We start from the raw sequence: 18,929 nt of genomic DNA on the forward strand, positions 1-18,929 counted from the left end.
CCGTCGAACCCTGGACTTGTCCCTCGCCCCACGGGCGTCAGCCCGCGGGTGAGCCGCTTCCGGGTGAAAGGAGGGTCCGCCGTGGCTGCCCCCGTCCCGCCGTACGGCGTACCGAACGGTCCCGGCACCGCCCCGGTGCCGCCCGAACTGGTCAAACTGCTGCGCGAGCACTTGAAGGATGTCGCCGACCAGGTGGAGGAGGAGGTGTGCAGACAGGTCCCGGAGTACGCCTCCCGGTCGCTCGACGGAGCGAGCCGCGCACTGCTCAGATCGGGCGTCGTGCAGGCGCTCACCCTGTTCGTCGACCACATCGCCGATCCGCGCGGCCGGGGAGACTCGATCACCGCGATCTATCACGAGCTGGGGCGTGGCGAGGCGCTGGAGGGCCACAGCCTCGACACACTGCAGTCCGCGCTGCGGGTCGGAGGGCTGCACGCCTGGCGGCTGCTGGGCCGCACGACGGAGGAACTCGGGTTGGACTCCTCGGTCATGGCCAGGCTGGGTGAACTGGCGTTCCGGACGGTGCACGAGGTGGCCGAAGCCGCGGCGGCAGGGTATGCGGAGGGGCAGCTGCGCAGCACGGACGAGCTGGAACGGCGCCGGGGGCGGCTGCTCGCCCTGTTGCTGGGCGACAGGCCGGTGTTGCCGGAGGCGGTGCGCGACCTGGCGCACGGCGCCCGGTGGTCCGTGCCGACGCACGTCGCGGTCGTCGTCCTCGCGTCCTCGCCCGACCGGCGGGAGGAGCGGCCGTTGGCCGCCGCCGGGGCGCTGGTGGACATGGAGTCCCGGCCACCACGGATGCTCGTGCCCGACCCGGACGGCTCGGGCGGCTTCGGCGGCCGGGCGTTCACACTCGCACTGCGGGGGCGGCCGGCCGCGATCGGGCCGTCGGTCCCGCTCACCGAGGCCGCCCGTTCGCTGCGCTGGGCCACCCGGGCGCTCGGGTTGATGGGGCGCGGCATCCTGCCCCGGCAGGGCGTGGTGCGCTGCGCGGACCATCTGTCGACGCTGCTGCTGCACAGCGACGAACCGATGCTCGACCAACTCCGGTCCCAGGTGCTGGCCCCGCTGGACTCGGTCGCCGAGGGGCCGCGCGGCCGGCTCGCCGAGACCCTGCTGGCGTGGCTGCTCAGCGGCAGCAACGTGCCCGATGTCGCCGCCCGTCTCCACATCCATCCGCAGACGGTCCGCTACCGCCTGCGCCAGTTGGAGAAACTCTTCGGCGACGCGCTGCACGACCCCGGCACCCGGCTGGACCTGATTCTCGCGCTGCGCGCGGAGGCACTGCGGGACGACGACTCGTTCACCGCGTAGGGAAATCGATCCGGACTCACCTCCGCGCAAAAAGAGAAGCGATTCTTGAATTCCCGTCCATAACACTCGGCCTGACGCAGCGAATAGCTTCGGGACGTCCTTTCCGCAGGCGCTCCGCGCGCCCCACCCTCAAAGGATTCCCATGCGTATCCGCTTGTGTCTCGCCGCGCTCTCGCTGGTCGGCGGGGCCGGACTGGTCACCGTCTCGGCTCCCGCCGCCACGGCCGCGGCCTGCACGGACATCGACGTCGTCGCCGCTCGCGGCACGTTCGAGCCGGGCACGCTCGGCTTCATCGTCGGCGACCCCGTGTATTCCGCACTACAGAGGAAAATCACCGGAAAAACGCTGTCCAGCTACAAGGTGAACTACCCCGCGGACCTTTCTCCCACCTCGGCCGCGCAGGGCAACGCGGATCTGGTGAACCACGTCAGGAGCCAGGCGGCCTCCTGTCCGAACCAGCGTTTCGTCCTGGTCGGTTATTCGCAGGGCGCGAACGTCGTCGACAACTCCATCGGCATCAGCAGCGCGGGCGCGGTGGTCGGCAGCCCCATCGTGGCCACCATCCCCGCCGCGCTGGAACCGCGGGTCTCCGCGGTGCTGCTGTTCGGCAACCCGATCCGGGCCATCGGCAAGAGCGTCACCGGCACCTACCAGAGCCGCACGATCGACTTCTGCGCCGCCGGCGACCCGGTGTGCGAGAACGGCGGCGGCGACGTGGGAGCCCACCTCGGCTACACCGCGAACGCCGACGCGGCGGCGGCCTTCGCCGCGACCAAGGTCTGAGGCACGCGCCGCAGCCGGCAGCCGGAGTGAAGGCCCAGGAGGAGCGAGATCCTCCTGGGCCTTGCCCACCGGGGTGCACCGAGCGAGTGCGGCGCGTCGCGCCTACGCGGCCAGCGCGGGGAACACGACCACCGAGCCGTCCTTGTCGCGGGCGATGTCGATCGCCACGTCCGCCGCGCGGCTGTGGACCGTGACACCGCCGCCCAGCCGGTGGATCCGGTGCACCGCGCTCATGAGGCGATCGACTTCACCGGTCGTGAAGACGGGGCGCAGACCGTTCGGGCGGGCCAGTTCCACTGCCGACAGGCGTACGAGGACACCGGCGATGCCCGACTCCAGTTCGTCGAGGCGCTGCTGATCGCGCTTGAGTGCGCGGGTGAAGTGCTCGAACGGATTGCCGGGCTCGCTCTGGGCGTGCTCGACGGCCTGGAGGACGACGACCCGCCGCTTCAGCGCGATGGCCAGGGAAGCGAGTTCCAGGTGGGTACGGAAGATGCCTCCGTGGTCGTCGACACCGGGGAACGACTTGGTCAGCGTTCCGAGTTCGACGCCCTCGCCCTCGGGCAGCCGGTCGAGCGCGCTCTGCCATCGGGCCAGGCGGCGGTCGGCCCTGCCGAGCGCCGTGTTGATCGCGTGCACCGCCGAGTCGAGTCCCAGCGAGACACCGAGCCTGCCCTGGTCGAGCAGGACGGCCGTGGCCTTGTCGATGGCATCGCGGCAGCCGTCCAGCTCGCTGTGCTCGTCGTCGAGCTTGTCCTCCTGAAGTTGCTCCAGCAGTTCCGTGATGTGCTCGATGGCCTGCTGGCGCTTGCGGTCGGCGTGCGCACTCACCCCCACCGCCACGGCCATGAGCACGAGCGGAGCAGCCACGGTGAGCGCCGTGCCGCCGGCGGCCGCGACGCCGGCGGTGGCACCGGCCCCGCCGACCGCGCCCGCCGCCGCGGCTCCTCCGACCGGCACGAACGTCGCATTGGCGACGATGCCCGTCGAGTTCATGAGCGCACCGTGGATGCCACCGGCCGCCGCCTTCGACGCCATCGGGCGGACGATGCCCTGTCCGAACTGGGCGGCGACCTTCGCCGGGACCACCATGCGATACAGAGCCTCGCCGGAGGCGGTCGCCCTTGCCGCCGTGAGGGAGCTGCGCGTCGACTGTGTGATGAACTGCGACAGGTGCTGCGCCAGGGGACTCGCGGCGTCGAGCGGGATGCCACGGCCGCGGTCGATCTTGTCGGGCAGCGGATGCGCCTCAAGCGTGACGATCGGCTCGTCGGCCAGGACGGCCAGCACTCCGCGCAGTTCGGCCAGACGCTCGGCCGTCAGCGACTCGCCCGCGGTCAGCCCTGGCACCCGGACGTCGGCGGTGGCCAGCGTCCACACGGGCACGGTCGTCCTGCGGTCGTCAGTCATCGTCTCCCCTTGTCTTCCCACGTGCTCGTGGCCCCCCGTCAACCCCGACGACAGCCGCTCCCGAGCGCAAGTAATCATGACGTAGGAGGCCGTGCGCCGGGGCGCCGCCGTGGGATCGGTGGCCGGGCCGCCCCGACGGGTTCGCATGGGCGCTCCTTCGAGAGGCAGACGGGCAGGACCCGTCCATGACGGCATCCTGCCCGCTGTACTTCCACCGCTCGGCGTTTCGCCCGGTCGAGCCGGGGCGCTGCCGCGGTACTACTCGGGGTTCCTCGCGAATCCCGCGAGGCTCGTGGAGACCGGCTCGGGGCGGCCGTTGTTCTGGACGGGCGCGGCGGTCAGCACGTCGAGGTGCTGGTAGCCGTCGGCGACTACGGGGTCGAGGTCGGCCGGGACGCGGCCCGCGAGCAGTCCGTCGCCCGCGAGCACGGTGAGCGTGGGATTGGCGGTGAGCCCGTCCGGGTGGACGACGAGGCGCTTCACCTGGGGTGAGGTGGACAGTTGGAGGTCGGTGACCAGCTTGGTCGGGAAGTACTGCTCGGTGAAGTCCAGCGGCTGCCCGGCCATGCTGCGGGCCAGTTCCTGGATGTCGGTGACCTCCTTGCCCGCGTCGGTGAACGGGGTGCCGTCCGCCGAGCGGTAGCCGGGATCGTCGGGGTCGCCGACGCGGTCGTAGGTGCGCCAGGTGTAGAGCGGGCCGCCCGGCCGGTCGGGGATGGCCTTGTACTCGCTGCCGAACAGAGCCGGTTGTGCGGTGCTCCCGTTGGCGACGGGGAAGTTCTTGTCGGCGATGGGCCCGCCGTCGAAGAAGCCGACGCTGGTCTGGAGGAACGCCAGCGGTACGGAGTGGTCGTCCATCAGCGCGCCGAGGACCGCCTCGTTGGTGAGCCGGAAGTCCTTCACCGCCGGCGAGCCGGAGAGGAAGGTGGCGGTGTCCTCGGAGAACAGGAAGCGGTTGGTGACCTGGATGTTGGTGTTCTGGGGCAGATACCCGGGCAGGGTGGCCTCGCCGTCCGGGTCCTGCAACGCGCCCAGGCCGGCGATGCCCAGCAGGGTCATCATCTCGGGGTTGAGGAGCACGGGCGCGGACAGCGTGCGGGAGAGGACTCCGCTGTCGAGTCCGGCCTGCACGGCGCCGTGGCCGAGGCCGATGTCGGGCAGGTTGGTGTCGTCCGGGATGCTGCCGCTGAGGTCGGCGAGGGAGGTGGAGACGGTGGTGTCGAGGGCGAAGTACCCGGCGCACTGCCGGTGTCCGGCGTCGGCCGTGGTGGTCCGGTCGCCGTCGAAGTCGGCGGTCGCGAAGTAGCCGGTGATCACACCGCCCAGCGAGTGCCCGCCGCACAGCACCTTCTCCTTGCGCACCCGCTGGTCGGGCAGTTCGGCGGTGAGCAGGTCGTACTGGTCGCGGACGGTCCGCTCGATGCCGAGCCTCGCCATCCAGCCGAGGTCGCCGTTGCCGACGTAGCCGCCGAAGGTGCGGCCCTCGACCTGTTTGCCCCGGTAGTAGTAGTCGACGGCGGTGTGCTGGTCGCCGGAGGCGATCCCGGTGTGGTCCTCCAGGCAGTTGGAGCGCCGGTCCAGGGCCCAGAACTCGATGTGCCGGCCCTGTTCGGCGGCACGGGCGACGGTGTTGCGGGCGACGCTGTCGAAGGCGCCGGCGCCTTCCAGGATGCCCGGCTGGGCGACGAGGATCCGGTCCGCGTCGGCCGGGGCCGCGGGCCCGTCGGTGGATCGGTAGCGCAGATAGGACAGCCAGTCGCAGGCCGCCGGGCGCGCTCCGAAGGACGCCGGCAGCGGCGCCCGCACCCGGACCAGGGTCTCGGTCACCCCGTCGGCGGGGCTCGTCGACGCGACGGCGGTCTCGGTGCGCGTGTTCTCGCCCCGGGCGTCCGGGGCGGCGCCGGTGACCGCCCCGACGGTCAGCAGCACCGCCAGCGCGGCACTGCGCAGTGGTCGTGAGGTCTTTCCTCCGCTGTGACTCGTGTTCATGCGGGGACGGTAGGACCGCGAACGCGGCCCCACCGCCCCATGCTCACAACAACGCAGCCGGCGCCGTGCCCTTTGTCACCGGGCACCAACCGTCGCCGCCGTCGGCGGGCTCACAGCCCGTCGGCGACCATCGCGGACACGATCCGCACGTGCCGGTCGGCCGCCGTGCCGGAGAACTCGTTGTCGTAGTTCAGCCCGTACGGCCAGAAGTGGCCGCCCCCGGTGGAGATCTTCGCGCTCGCCCCGTCGTACTGCCGGACCAGCGCGGTGGCCCCCGTGCCGGTCCAGGTGCCGCTGCCGCCCAGCCGCGACCAGCCCGCGCTGGTGCCGACGCCTATGGTGTGCGCGATCTCGTGCAGCGCGGTCCGCTCGTTCATGTAGCTGCGGTTGGAGCCGAAGCGGATGGTGCCGTTGATGTTGCCGTCGGCGGTGGGGACGCCCGGCTCGTAGCGGACGGTGATGGTCTTGCCGAGGTCGCTGAGGTTGTTGTAGCGGGTGACGGCCGCGTTCATGGCGCTCGTGATGGCGGCGTACGCCGACTGCTGGTCCTGTGTCGGGTTGCTCGCCCGTACGAGGGTCCAGGTGATGGTGGCGGCCGCCGCCCGCTCGCCGGGCACGGGTCCGGCCTGCGGGGTCGCCTGCGCGACACCGGGTCCGGCGAGCAGTACGGCCGCGAGGGCGGCCATGACCACCTTCCTGCGCGGTGCGTTCATGGGCTCTCCTGTTTTCGTGGGGGGTGGGGAGTTCAGGCGCCGAGCTTTCCGGTGCCTGCCCCGGCCCGTACGAGGGCCGGGACGTCTGCGGCGGGGTCCAGCGTGTAGGCGTAGTACGTGCGGGGTTCGACGACCGTGCCGTTGGTCTCGCACGTGCCGGAGCCGTTGAAGACGTTGTTGCGCTGGATCAGTCGGCCCGGTCCCGAGGCGTCGTAGCCGCTCGCGGAATAACAGGGGTGGGGGACGCCCTCGAAGTGGTTGCCCTCGACGACGACGCCCGCGTTCATCGTCGAGGCGACGCCGTAGATGGCGTTGCCCTTGTAGTAGTTGTTGTAGACGTGGACCGGCTCGCCGAAGCGGACCCGGGGGTGCCGCTGGCGTGAGCCGTCGAAGAAGTTGTGGTGGATCGAGACCTTCAACTTCCCCGTGTCCTGGCTGCCGTTGCCGTCGGAGTGCCCGAGCAGCATGCTCTTGTCGGTCTTGTTGAACCAGTTCCAGGAGACGGTGACGTACTCGGCGGCGCGGACCACGTCGACCGCGCCGTCGAGCGGGGCGACGAACTCGTTGTGGTCGATCCAGATGTGGTGGGACTCCCGGCCCACGCTGATGGCGTCGTCCTCGGCATTGGTGAACCTGATGTTCCGCACGATGACGTTGAAGGAGCGGTAGAACTCCAGGCCGCCGCCGTTGATCACCGCCGACGAGCCGACCCCGATGATGGTCTTGTTCGGGCGGACGCCCTGTTTGCTGGTGATGTCGATCGTGCCCTGGACACGGATCACCAGCGGGCCCGTGGTGTCGATGTACTCCAGGAACTGCTCGGTGGTGGTGGCCGTGACGGTGGCTCCGCCGGCCCCGCCGGTGGTGCCGTTCTGTCCGAGCGCGTTGACGGCGGCGAAGCCGGTGGGGGACGTCTCCGCGAGCGGGGCCGGCCGCGCGTCGGCGGCCGGGGCGGCCTCGACGGGTGCCGCCTCGACAGGCGCGGCCGCCGCGAGCAGCAGGGCGAGCGTGAGTGCGGAGAGCGTGCGTGACGACGACCTCATGTGGTTCCTCCCGGGACGAGTGGGGGACGTTCCTGGGTCCTGCGAATTCGCGTGAATCCGTGCACACAAGGGCTAGAAAGCGCTTTCAGTTTCCTGAATGCTAAGCACGTGTTTTGGGCATGTCAACGAGATCGCGTTCGCCTCTGTGTTGTGGAAGGAGTGTCGTGACCCCACGACATCGCATCGCCCGGGCCCTGGCGGCCACGGCCCCCCTGATCCTCGGCGCGGGCCTGGTGACCACGCCCACGGCGAGCGCGGACGCTTCGGCACCGGCGGCGCAGGCGGCGCCGGGCGCGGTCACCGTGCGGATCGACCCGTCCTACCGGCAGCAGGAGTTCGAGGGCTGGGGCACCAGCCTCGTCTGGTTCGCCAACGCCACGGGGAACTACCCGGAGCCCATCCGAAGACGGCTCGTCGACATGCTGTTCGGCGAGGACGGCCTCGGCCTCACCATCGCCCGCTACAACATCGGCGGCGGCAACGCCCCGGACGTCCGCAAGGACTACATGAAGGCCGGCGCGACGATGGACGGCTTCTGGAAGGCCCCCGAGGGCACCACCCGGCAGGACATGGAGTGGTGGGACCCGAACGACCCGGACCACTGGAACTGGGACGCCGACCAGGGCCAGCGCTGGTGGGTGGACCAGATCAAGGACAAGGTCGACACCTGGGAGGCGTTCAGCAACTCGCCGCCCTGGTTCCAGACCGTCAGCGGCTATGTCTCCGGCGGATTCGACGCGAACACGGACCAGATCCGCGCCGACCGCGTCGACGAGTTCGCCGGTTACCTGGTGCGCGTCACCGAGGAGCTGGAGAAGCGGCACGGCATCGACTTCGACACCATCGCCCCGCTGAACGAGCCGAACACCAACTACTGGGGCACCCAGATCGGCGCGAACGGCCAGCCCACCGGAGGCCGTCAGGAGGGCGCGCACGCGGGCCCCGCGCTCCAGCAGAAGGTCGTCCTCGCGCTCGACAAGGCGCTGGAAGGGGCGGCCACCGATGCCGAGATCTCCGCGATGGACGAGACCAACCCCACGATCTTCACCCAGAACTGGAACGCGTACGACGCATCCGCGCGGGCGGCGCTCCCCCAGCTGAACGTGCACACCTACGGCACCGGGATGCGCACCAGCGCCCGTGACATCGCCAAGGGCGCGGACAAGAAGCTCTGGATGAGCGAGGTCGAGGGCACCTGGGGCACCGGCACCGACTTCACCGGCATGGAGCCCGGCCTCGGCATCGCCACCCGCATGGTCGACGACATGCGGGAACTGGAGCCCTCCGCCTGGGTGTTCTGGCAGCCGGTCGAGGACTCGATCCCCCAGGCCGCCGCCGGCAAGAACTGGGGCAGCATCCACGTGCCGTTCAACTGCACGGCCGCGGACACCCTGGAGACCTGCCCGATCCGGGCCAACTCCAAGTTCCACACCATCCGCAACTTCACCCACCACATCCGTCCGGGCGACCACTTCGTGAAGGTCGACGACCCCTCCAGCGTCGCCGCCGTCAGGAAGTCCGGCCGTGCGGCCAGCGTGGTCCACGTCAACAGCGGCGCCACCGGACGTGCCGTCACGCTCGACCTGTCGCGCTTCGGCAAGGTCTCCTCCCGCGCCACCGTCACCCCCGTCGTGACGAGCGCCGACGGGGCCCTCGTCGAGGGCACGCCGGTCCGGGTGAAGGACCGTGCCGCCACCCTCGACGTGCCGGCCAGGTCCGTCACCACCTTCCTCGTCGACGGTGTCAGCGGAGTGGCGAAGGACGCCGCGCTCGTCCAGCCCGGCCATGTGTACCGGCTCCGGGGCGCCCAGAGCGGCAAGTCGCTGACCCCGTCGGAGGACGGCACCGGCGTGGTCATCCGCACGACCGACGCCGCCGACGCCCGGCAGCTCTGGTCCGTCGAGCAGCTGACCCCCGGCCACGACAACCGCGAGCGCTACGCCCTCGCCGACGCCCGCACCGGCAGGCGGCTCGCCGTCCGTGACCACCAGGCCGTCCTGGAGGACCCGGCCGCCGGGGAGGTCCCCGCGGCCGCCCAGTGGATCATGTCGACCACGGGTGACGGCAGTTGGACCTTCGTGAACGCCGCCACCGGCCGCCTCCTCGACGTCACCGGGAACTCCTCGTCGGACGGCGCCAAGGTGTCGACGTACACCCCGACCTCGGCCGCGAACCAGCGTTGGACGGTGGCCGACGAGACCGTGCTGCGCACCGAGCGGGCCGAGGCGTTCACCGTCCCCGGTCTGCGGCCGAAGCTGCCGGAGACGGTGACCCCGGTCTATCGGGACGGCGCCCGGGGCAGCCTGTCCGTGGAGTGGGAGCTGCCGTCGGACCGGAAGTGGCGCAAGCCCGGGACGGTACGCGTGACAGGCGAGGCGACCGACGCCCTCGGCCGGAAGCACCCCGCGAAGGTCCTCGTCACCGTCGACACCATCGCCTCGACCCTGCCCGCCCGCGCCAAGACGTACGGGGGCGGCGCGCCGGAGCTGCCGGCGACGGTCGTCGGCGTCGGCCGGCACGGCGGCCGGACCACCCTCCCGGTGAGCTGGGACGCGGCGCCCGAGGGGGCGTTCGACGAGCCGGGGGTCGTGACCCTGCGGGGCCGCGCGGAGGTCGTCGACGGCAGCACGGCCGCGGCGACCGTACGGGTCCAGGTCACCGAGGCGATCCGGAGCAACATCGCGACGGACCCGGCCGTCTCCGTGGTCGCCACCTACACCGAGAGCGGCTACTCCGCCGAGCGGCTGCGCGACGGCACCACCGCCGAGAAGGCCTGGTCCAACTGGCGGTCCGGCGCCAAGAACCCCTCCGACACCATCACCTTCGGTCTGCCGAAGGCCCGTGACCTCACCCGGGTCGTCGCCCACTTCCACCGGGACGGGACCAACGTCTCCTTCCCGGAGAGCCTGAAGGTGCAGGTCCGGGCCACCGAGAACGGGCCGTGGACCGACGCGGGCGACTCCGTCGCGGTCGGCACCGAGGGCACCCCGGTGATCGACGTCCCGCTCGACGCGGGCCCGGTGACCGGTGTGCGCGTGGTGATGACCGCGCGTCAGGGCGGCTACATCACCCTGGGCGAGATCGAGGTGTACGCCAAGAGCGCCGGTGTCTCCTCGGACGCGGCCGCCGGCGGGATCGAGGTCGCCGGCCGGCCGATCGGGTCCTTCGACCCCGACACCACCGCCTACCGGGTGGCGACCGACGACCCGGACCGGGCGAAGGTCACCGCGACGGCGCGCGATCCCTATGCGACCGTCACCGTGGAACGCGACGGCCGGACGTCCGCCGTCGTCACCGTGACCAGCGAGGACGGCTCACGCACCCGGACGTACCGGATCACGCTCGTACGACGCTGATGTGACCGGCGGGGGCCGCGAGCAGGCCCCCGCCGGTCACCTCGCGAGCCAGGCTCACCTGGCATGAACCGGCGGCCCGCGAGAACCGGTCACCTCACCGGGGTGGTCAACTGCTCGCGCAGGCCGCCCCGTCGAGCGTGAAGGCCGTCGGCGCCGTGTTGGTGGCGCCCTTGCTCCCGATGAACCCGACCGTCACGGACCCCGCGGCCGGGATGGTGGCGGTGTAGGAGGCGGGCTTCACGCTCACCGCACCCCCGCTCTGTGTGGCGGTTCCGCCCCACATGTTGGTGATCGTCTGGCCGTCGGCGAAGGCGAAGCCCAGGGTCCAGCCGCTGACGGCGGCGGTGCCGGTGTTGCGGACCACGATCTCGCCCTGGAAGCCGCCCGGCCACTCGTTGGTGGCCCGGTAGGTCACGGCGCAGTTCCCGGCGGGCGTGCCGCCGCCCTCGTCCGTCGTGACGTTCACGGTCGCCGAGCGGGCCGACCGGTTCCCGGCGGCGTCGCGGGCGTAGACGGCGAAGGTGTACGCCGTGTCGGCGCTGAGGCCGGTCAGGGTGACGGAGTTGGTGGTGGCGGCCGCGAGCTTGGTCTCCGTCGAGCCGCTGACCCGGACGATGTCGTAGCCGGTGACGCCGACGTTGTCGGTGGCGGCGGTCCAGGAGAGCGTGGCGGAGGTCGCCGTCACCGCCGAGGCGGCCGGGGTGCCGGGGGTGCTCGGCGCCTGGGTGTCGCCCGGGGTGCCGCCGCCGAAGACGGTGGCCTCCTCGGCCGTCTGCGCGATGCCGTTGACGCCGTTGAAGATGCGCTGGCCCCAGGCGCTCAGCCGCGTCGGGTCGAAGCCGATCGACAGGTCGAGAACCGGATCGGTGTTGCCGCTCCAGGACCAGGCCAGATAGCCGAGGTCGAGCTGCTCGGCGGCGGCCATCATGGTGTCCTCGTCGGGGTCGCCCCACTGGTCGGCGGGCCCGCCGAACTCGCCGATGAGGAGCGGCAGTCCGGCGTTCACGAAGGCGCCGAGGTAGTCGGTGATCTCGGCGGCCGTGTCGAACACGCTGTACATGTGGATCGAGAAGATCAGGTTGCCGGTGGTGTCGGCGTCGTACACGGACTGGGCGTTGGCGCGCATGACGCCCTGCCAGTCCTGGCCCCAGTTGGGCGCGTCCACCATGATCGTGTGCTGGAAGCCGGCGGCCCGCAGTTTCTGCACGGCGGCCTTGGTGGGGGCGGTCCAGCCGTCGGGGTTGGTGTTGCCCCAGGGCTCGTTGCCGATGTTGACGATGACGTAGTCCTCCTCGCCGGCGAGGACGTCCTTGAGGCCGATCCAGTAGTCGGCGGCGTGGTCGAGCGTGCCGGCGGCGGCCTCCTCGCCGTAGCCGGTGGTGTCGTGCACCTCCAGGACGCAGATGAGCCGGTTGGCCTTGCACTGGGCGACGACGCTCGCCACGTCGGCGGGGCTGTTCTTCGTCCAGCGGTGCCCGTCGGAGAGGACGACGCGGACGGTGTTGGCGCCGAGCGCCTTGATGTCGGCCAGCGACTGCGTCTCGCCCGGGTACCAGGTGTGGGCGTGGTTGACGCCGCGCATCACGAAGTCGTTGCCGTTGGCCTCCAGCAGCCGGCCGTCGCTGATGTGCAGGCCGGTGGCCCGGACGTCGGGGGCCGACTGGGCCAGGGCGACGGCCGGGGCGAGGACGCCGAGGAGAGTGAGCGCGATCATGCTCGCGAGGCCGGCCAGGAGCGTGCTCAGGGGGTTTCTTCCAGTTCTCACTGCGACTCCAGGTGGGGGTGGGCGCCGAGAAGGTCAGGCATCGAAAAGTGGGGGGTGCCGAGGAGGTGAAGCTATGGGAGCGCTCCCATGAACCCATCTCGCCCCGTACACGTCAACCCTTCGCGCGCGGTCAGCGGCGCAGACCGGCCCGGACCGCGGCGGCGACGACCGCGTCCCGCTCGGCGGCGGTGAACCGTCCCTCGGAGACCCACGCGTCGGCCAGCGCACGCACCGCCCCCACGAAGACCTCGGAGGTCGCGAAGGGCGCCCGGGCCCAGAGCACGTCGAGGAAGGTCAGCCCGTCCCCACGGCTCCGGTTCGGGACCCCGGAGCCGGCCGTACCGAACACGACCACGGGCTCGGAGCGCCGGAAGTACGCGTGGTAGCGGAGGTCGTTCCCGGCGAAGAACGGCGCGAGGGTGAGCCCGTGCGTGGTGAAGTGCAGGGGCCTGCCCTCGGGGCGAACGGCGTCGGCGAGATCGCCGCGCAGGGTGAAGTCCCTGTAGAAGGAGAAGCTGCGGAACCCGGTCTCCGCGCTCTGCGCGACCAGCAGCAGCGGGCCGAAGAACACCGACTGGACCGTGGGGTCGTCCGGGGTCCGCTCCACCCGCAGCCGGTACGGCGCGGAGATCCCGACCCGGTCGCCGCGCCGCCACTCCCGGCTCAGCGACAGATACGACCCGGGCACGGCCTCGACCTGCTGCCGCACCCCGTTGACCGTCACGGTGAACCCAGCCGTGGCCCAGGACGGCACCCGCAGCCGCAGATCGAGCCGGCCCCCGCCCTCGCGGAAGACCAGGGTGCGCACGCCCTCCGCCGGATAGGCGCTGCTCTGTTCGACCACGAGCCCGCGCTCCGGCCACCGCAGGGTCGAGGCGAGGTACAGGTTCACGTACAGCGCGTCGCCGGCGGCGGAGCGGAAGTACACCGAGTCCTGGTACTTGGTGTGGTTCTCCATCCCGGTGCCGCCGCAGCAGGTGCCGGTGTTGCCGTACTCGCGCACCACGCCCGGGCCCATGCCCACGAAGTAGGTGACCTCCGGGCTGCTCGTGCTCGCGGTGTCCCGGCGGGAGGCGAGGATGTGGTTGGTCAGCCCCCGCTCGTAGTGGTCCATCCGGGCCGCGTCCGGCTCCCGGAAGAACAGCTGCCGGCTCAGTTTCAGCATGTTGTAGGTCGCGCAGGTCTCGGCGTTCTTGTCGTCCAGCGTGGCCGCGACGGCGTCGCGGGCCTTGAACATCTCGCCCTGCCCGGTACCGCCGAGGCTGTAGGTCCGGTGTCCGACGACCATGCCCCAGAAGTTGCGCGCCGCGTCGGCGTACCGCTCCTCCCCCGTCTCGTCGAACAGCCGCAGATAGCCGGTGAACTGCGGGATGTGCTGGTTGGCGTGGCGCCCGTCGAGGACGTCCCGGTCCTGGGCGCAGGCGTCGAGCAGCGCGGTGTTGTCGAAGCAGCGGGCGGCGGCCAGGTGTTCGGCCTTGCCGGTGAGGGCGTACAGGTCGGCGAGCACCTCGTTCATACCGCCGTACTCACCGGCGATGTAGATGGACCACATCCGCTCCAGCTGGCCCTTGGGCAGATGGCCGAGCCTGCTGTGCACCCAGTCGCCCATCTTCGCGGCGATGGTCAGGGCCTGGGCGTTCCCGGCCAGCGTGTGGGCGTCGAGCAGCCCGCGCATGATCTTGTGGCAGGTGTAGTACGGCGCCCAGATGGTCGGGTACGTGGTGTAGCTCTCCAGCAGGATGAACTGCGTCTCCGGGTACGCCGCCAGGAAGCCGGGGTGACTCGGTCGCGGCGTACCGCGCTCCGCCAGCGCCGTCTGGCACTCCCCCAACGCGGTGACCAGATGGTCGAGTTTGGTCTTGAGGGCGGACTCGCGGGTGTCGGCGTAGGCCTGGGCGACGAGCGTGAGGAAGTGGCCGCCGTAGTGGCCGCGCAGATTGCCGTCGGAGGTCTCCCAGCCGCCGGGCGGCCGCGCTCCCCGGGTGTCGAGCCCGGCGTTGGCGCGGAAGACGGCCAGGATACGGTCGGCCGGGTAGGACCGGGCGTAGTTCAGCATCAGGTCGCGCTTGGCCCGGAACACGCCGTCCCCGAGGGTGACCCGGTCCAGCGGGAAGGGGTGCACCGCCCAGCCGACGGGGACGGGCAGCGGGGCGGCGGGGGCCTGGGCGGGCCCTCGGTGGGCCGGGGCGGCGTGGGCGGGCGAGGTGGCCTGCACGAGCGGGCCGGCGGCGGCCGCTCCCGCGGCCAGGCTCAACAGCCTTCGCCGGGTGGGGGGTTGGGACATGCTCTCGACTCCGATCTTCTCCGGTGGGGTGGGTGGAGGCTGTGTGTGGGGGGCGGAGAGACGGTCACGACGCCCGGGTCAGGGCGGGTGCGGGGCCCATGTCACGGCGGGTGCGGGGCCGTGGGGGCGGTCACGGCGGTCCCGTCACGGTGATCGTGGCGGTGGCGCGGTAGGTCGTGCCCGCCACGGTCCCCTTCACCTCGAAGGTGCCGGGTTCGGCGTACCGGCCCGGCTCCACCGGGTCCCAGGTCACCTCGACACGGCTGTCCCTGGAGCCGTCGTTGAAGGTGGCGACGACGGTCGCCGGGAGGGTGGGCGCCCGGCCGGCCCGGGTGGTGACGTGCTCCTCGGCGACGCTGGTGATCTCGACCGCGTCGGTCTGCCGCACCCACACGGTCGCGGTCACCGGGCGTGCCGCGAGGTCGGCGATCCCGGCGACCCGGACGCTGGTCCCGCCCTCGGCGACCTGCTCCGGCGTCAGCGCGGGCCAGGCGACGGGCGAGCGGGCCGTGGCCCCGTCCTCGTACACCAGCGTCACCTCGTCGGGCAGTTCGGGGACCGTGCCGCGTGGTGTGGGGACATGGACCTCGCGCACCGCCTCCGGCGTCCGCGCGTACACCTTCCACTCCTGCACGCCGAGGGCCAGGTTCGGATGCCCGGTGAGCCGGGCGCGCAGCGCCGTCGTGGTGACGGGGGCGAAGGTGGTCCTGTTGTAGCCGTCCTCGGCGGTGCCGTAGCCGCTGGGCGCGCCGACCTCGCGCCAGGTGTCACCGTCCCGGTACTCGATGACCCAGGACGCCGGGACGCCGACGCCGTCGCCCGCGCCGGGCTGGGCGTCGCGGAAGAAGTACAGGTCGGAGCCGTCCACGCGGACCGGGTCGGCCCAGGTGTACTGGACCCACTGGGTGCCTTTCTGCGGCCAGCTGCCCCAGCGCGGGGCGTCGGAGGAGGAGGCGGGTTCCCGGCCGTCGTTGATCGCGGCGACCGACTCCCAGCCGGAGGTGTAGGAGGCGGTGGGGGTCGCGAAGGGCGCCGCGTTCACCTGCCCGCCGGACGGCCCCTCCGCCTCGATCACGACCTGTTCCGCGGAGTCGGACGCGCCGTCGGTGGCGGTCAGCCGGAGGGTGTAGGTGCCGGGGGCGGTGAAGCGGGCGAGGGTCGTCGGCGCGCCGGGGTCGTCGAAAATGACCGTGCCGCCGTCGGGCCCGTCCACCGCCTGCCACACGGAGGTGAGTTTCCCCTCCGGGAGGCCGTCGTCCTCGACGATGCCGGTGAGCCGTACCTGTCCGGGACGGCTGTACGTGGTGTCCCGCCACGCCTCGACGTAGGGGGCCCGGTCGCGGGCCGCCGGGGGCCGGAGACCGGTGTGGAACGCCTGGATCTCCTTGAGGCCGCTGGTGTGCCCGTCGCGGTGCCGCATCGACACCCGCAGCTTCTGCGCGGTCACCTTCGAAAAGCGCACCCGGTTCAGATTGGCCCGGGGATAGGTGGGTGTCTTGGCGGGCCGGGCCACGTTCCGCCAGCGGCCGTCCCGGTCCTGGTACTCCACGGTGTAGAGCGCGGGCTCGGCGTACCCGCCAGGCCGTTTGTCGCTGAAGAAGTACAGCCGTACGTCGTCGACCGCGCGGGGCCGACCGAAGTCGACCTCGTACCAGTCCTCGGTGTTGCCCGAACCCCGCGCCCCCCAGTGGGGCTCGTTGACGGTGAACCCGTCGACCGCCCCCGCCGCGCCCCGTCCCTCCGCCTCGTGGGAGGCGCGGGCCGCGGCACCGGCGGCCAGGTTCTCCGTCGCCGTCCCGGTCAGGTCACGGCCGGCCTTGGCGAACAGGTCGGTGACCCGGTCCTCGCGGCCGAACTCGACGTCCTGGGGGGCGGCCACGGCCGTCCGCAGTCCCGTGGTGCGGACCTCGGCCCCTCCGCCGTCCGGGAACGTCACCTCACGGGTGACCGGGTCGTAGACGAGCCGGGTGAGCCGGTCGACCGTGAGGGCGAGCCTGCCGTCCAGGTAGAGCGAGTAGCCCTCGGGGACCTGCCGGCCGTACGGCCGCTTCCCGTCCCCCGGTTCGTCCCAGATCACCGCCACGTCCGTACCCCGGTAGTTGATGTCGGTGACGGCGAAGTGCGGCCAGTCGACGTCGATCGGGGACAGCTCGATCCTCCGGTCGTCGCGGGGGCGGAAGCCCATCGCGTCCTCGATCACGGTCCAGTTGGTGGTGCCGAGGATGGTGTGGTGGATCCAGGAGCGGTAGCCGATCTTCTGCGGGTCGGCGCCGCCGTCGGCCCAGAACTCGTTCTGGTCGGGCCACCGGTTGTCGCCGTCGACGTAGTGGGCCCAGGCGTTCCAGGAGAGCAGTTTCTTGTACCAGGTGCGCTCGATGTACCGGTTGGGGTACTTCCGCAGCACCGAGGAGAGGAAGCGGAAGGTGACCGTGGAGTTGATGACGGAGAAGTTGTTGCTCCCCGGGTGCCCCTGCCCGGCCGCCTCCGCCTTGTCCGCCTGGTTGGCGGTGAAGAACGGGAAGACCGGGTACTGCTTCGCGTCCGCCCACAGCCGCAGCGCCTCGACGTACTGGGGGTCCTCGTCCGGCGTGGGCATCAGGCCCACGCTGTACGGGTAGTAGTTGTTGATCTCCTTCCAGGGCACCAGGCTGTCGCTCGCCACGTGCCGGTGCTTCAGCAGCTTGTCCTCGGGGTCCCAGAGGTGTTCGAGGACGGCGTCCTTCACCCGCTTCGCGACGCTCCGCATCCGGTCGGCACGGGCCTTCTCACCGAGGACGTCGTACGCGCGGGCCGCCGCCGTGGCGTTGCTGTAGACGTACGCCGACTCGGCGCGGTCCAGGTTGCCCGGTTTCCAGTCGAACGACACCGCGTCGGCGTCGTTGCCGGTCATCGCGCCCCAGTCGTACTCGATCAGCCCGTTGCCGTCGTGGTCGTAGGCCGCGAGCTGGCCCTCGACGTCCTTCTCCGCGTACCGGGCGAGGTTGCGCGGGATGCCGTCGGGGCCGCCGTGCACCTGGTAGGAGCGCCAGGCGGCCTCGGAGATGTACTGGGTGTAGCTGTTGGACCAGTTCTCCGGGTCGCCGGGGTTGTCGGTGTACTTCCCGTTCTTCGACACCTCGCCGGCGGACACCCAGGGGCCGTACGCATAGCTCGGATCCCGCAGGTACTTCAGGTCGTCGACGAACATGCCGACGGTCAGCGCGATGGCGTTGTTGTAGCCGAGGACGCCTTCCATCGAGGTGGGGAACTGGTAGTCGTTGCCCGGGATGTCGGCGTCGAGGTAGTTGAACCGCAGCAGCCACCAGCGGTAGTAGAGGGTCTTCTCGATGTTGTCGTCGGGAAGGTCCATGAAGGGCAGGTTCTCGGCCCACCACCGGTTGTACGCCTGGACGTGCGCGCGGAAGGCGGCCCCCGGGGACGCCGTGCGCACCACGTCGTACGCCGGCCGGGACGCGGTGATCTCCTCGGTGACGAAGCCGAGTTGGACCTTGGTGGTGAGCGTGCGGCCCGCCGGGACGGTGACGGTACGGGTCAGGGTTTCGCCGTCGGGGGTGAAGCCGTCGCCGCTGAGCCGGGGGAAGACCGTGGTGAGGTTGTTCTTCGCGGGCACCGTGCCGGTGAGTTCGCGGCCCTCCGGAGTGCCGGTGTAGGGGGACGAGGCCCGCAGGGTGATCTCACGGCCGCCGGAGCCCGTGTGGGTGAGGTCCAGCCGCGTCACGGCGACGTTGGCGTCGGTGATGAACTTGGTCTGGACGACCTTCAGCCCGGTCGCCTCATGGGTGAACTCGCCGCGCCAGTGACTCGGCGTCTGGACGCGGGCGTCCACGTTCTCCCGGAGGGTGAGGCGTTCGCCGTCCACCACCAGGTCGACCGTGTAGGCGGACCGGTTGTCGATGCTCTCCCAGTACGCGACCTGCCCGGCGAAGCCCAGTCGGCCGGGTTCGTGCTCCTTCATGAACACGGCCCGGCCCCGGGTGAACAGCCAGTCCCCCGACGGGTCGTCGCCCCTGCGGGCCAGCATCCGGTCCATCCAGAAATCGGTGCCGTTCCCGGCTCCGCGGTCGGCGTCGTACTGGGCGCGCATCGTGCGGCGCACCGTGAAGCCCGCGGGCAACTCCGGTACGGGCTCGGCGGATCCGGAGTAGACCGGGTACCCGATCGCCGAGTTGTCCGCCTCGGCCGGCCCGGCGGCGAGCGTGCCCAGCAGCAGCGCGGCGGCCATCGCCCAGGCCAGAGTTCCGCGGCGACGCCGTCTTCGGGGCCCGGGCACG

At 71.4% G+C, this 18,929-nt stretch carries 10 protein-coding genes; 3 read left to right on the plus strand and 7 right to left on the minus strand.

Going from position 1 to position 18,929, the window contains the following annotated elements; genetic code table 11:
* The first annotated feature begins 81 nt into the window (after positions 1-81).
* Entirely contained in the window at positions 82-1,314 is a 1,233-nt protein-coding gene (locus tag ACZ52C_RS27245; protein ID WP_469077235.1) for a PucR family transcriptional regulator, read from the plus strand.
* A gap of 142 nt (positions 1,315-1,456) precedes the next feature.
* Positions 1,457-2,098: a cutinase family protein gene (locus ACZ52C_RS27250; RefSeq protein WP_192362862.1), complete on the plus strand. Its 642-nt coding sequence runs from the start codon at positions 1,457-1,459 to the stop codon at positions 2,096-2,098.
* Between the two features lie 102 nt (positions 2,099-2,200).
* Here ACZ52C_RS27250 and ACZ52C_RS27255 read toward each other — a convergent pair whose 3' ends face one another.
* From ACZ52C_RS27255 to ACZ52C_RS27270, 4 genes are all read right to left on the minus strand, one after another.
* Entirely contained in the window at positions 2,201-3,508 is a 1,308-nt protein-coding gene (locus ACZ52C_RS27255; protein ID WP_469077236.1) for a hypothetical protein, read from the minus strand.
* 258 nt (positions 3,509-3,766) lie between these two features.
* Positions 3,767-5,497 (minus strand): hypothetical protein, encoded by a 1,731-nt coding sequence (locus ACZ52C_RS27260; RefSeq protein ID WP_469077237.1) that lies wholly within the window; start codon positions 5,495-5,497, stop codon positions 3,767-3,769.
* A gap of 110 nt (positions 5,498-5,607) precedes the next feature.
* A complete protein-coding gene (locus ACZ52C_RS27265) occupies positions 5,608-6,210 on the minus strand; it encodes a hypothetical protein (RefSeq protein ID WP_469077238.1) in 603 nt (200 codons plus the stop codon).
* 32 nt (positions 6,211-6,242) lie between these two features.
* The gene (locus ACZ52C_RS27270; protein WP_469077239.1) at positions 6,243-7,253 is read right to left on the minus strand and encodes a pectate lyase family protein; all 1,011 of its coding nucleotides are present in this window, start codon (positions 7,251-7,253) and stop codon (positions 6,243-6,245) included.
* 164 nt (positions 7,254-7,417) lie between these two features.
* Between ACZ52C_RS27270 and ACZ52C_RS27275 the strand changes: the two genes are divergently transcribed.
* On the plus strand, positions 7,418-10,609 hold the full coding sequence (locus ACZ52C_RS27275) for a glycoside hydrolase (protein ID WP_469077240.1): 3,192 nt from the start codon (positions 7,418-7,420) through the stop codon (positions 10,607-10,609).
* Positions 10,610-10,715: 106 nt separating this feature from the next.
* Here ACZ52C_RS27275 and ACZ52C_RS27280 read toward each other — a convergent pair whose 3' ends face one another.
* The 3 genes from ACZ52C_RS27280 to ACZ52C_RS27290 all read right to left on the minus strand — a co-directional run bounded on the left by ACZ52C_RS27280 (position 10,716) and on the right by ACZ52C_RS27290 (position 18,928).
* Entirely contained in the window at positions 10,716-12,323 is a 1,608-nt protein-coding gene (locus ACZ52C_RS27280; RefSeq protein WP_469077411.1) for a cellulase family glycosylhydrolase, read from the minus strand.
* A 181-nt stretch (positions 12,324-12,504) separates the two neighbouring features.
* Complete coding sequence (locus tag ACZ52C_RS27285; RefSeq protein ID WP_469077241.1) at positions 12,505-14,658, minus strand: glycoside hydrolase family 127 protein; 2,154 nt, start codon at positions 14,656-14,658, stop codon at positions 12,505-12,507.
* Positions 14,659-14,788: 130 nt separating this feature from the next.
* Positions 14,789-18,928 carry an Ig-like domain-containing protein gene (locus ACZ52C_RS27290; protein ID WP_469077242.1) on the minus strand — a complete coding sequence of 1,380 codons (4,140 nt, stop codon included), beginning with the start codon at positions 18,926-18,928 and terminating at the stop codon, positions 14,789-14,791.
* Between the last annotated feature and the right edge of the window lies 1 nt (position 18,929).

The sequence above is a fragment of the Streptomyces sp. NPDC034049 genome, from assembly GCF_055575575.1.

Coding starts and splice junctions, on each gene's coding strand:
- ACZ52C_RS27260 (WP_469077237.1), bottom strand. CDS start 5,497: ATGAACACGAGTCACAGCGGAGGAAAGACCTCACGACCACTGCGCAGT.
- ACZ52C_RS27280 (WP_469077411.1), bottom strand. CDS start 12,323: ATGATCGCGCTCACTCTCCTCGGCGTCCTCGCCCCGGCCGTCGCCCTG.
- ACZ52C_RS27285 (WP_469077241.1), bottom strand. CDS start 14,658: ATGTCCCAACCCCCCACCCGGCGAAGGCTGTTGAGCCTGGCCGCGGGA.
- ACZ52C_RS27255 (WP_469077236.1), bottom strand. CDS start 3,508: ATGACTGACGACCGCAGGACGACCGTGCCCGTGTGGACGCTGGCCACC.
- ACZ52C_RS27265 (WP_469077238.1), bottom strand. CDS start 6,210: ATGAACGCACCGCGCAGGAAGGTGGTCATGGCCGCCCTCGCGGCCGTA.
- ACZ52C_RS27270 (WP_469077239.1), bottom strand. CDS start 7,253: ATGAGGTCGTCGTCACGCACGCTCTCCGCACTCACGCTCGCCCTGCTG.
- ACZ52C_RS27250 (WP_192362862.1), top strand. CDS start 1,457: ATGCGTATCCGCTTGTGTCTCGCCGCGCTCTCGCTGGTCGGCGGGGCC.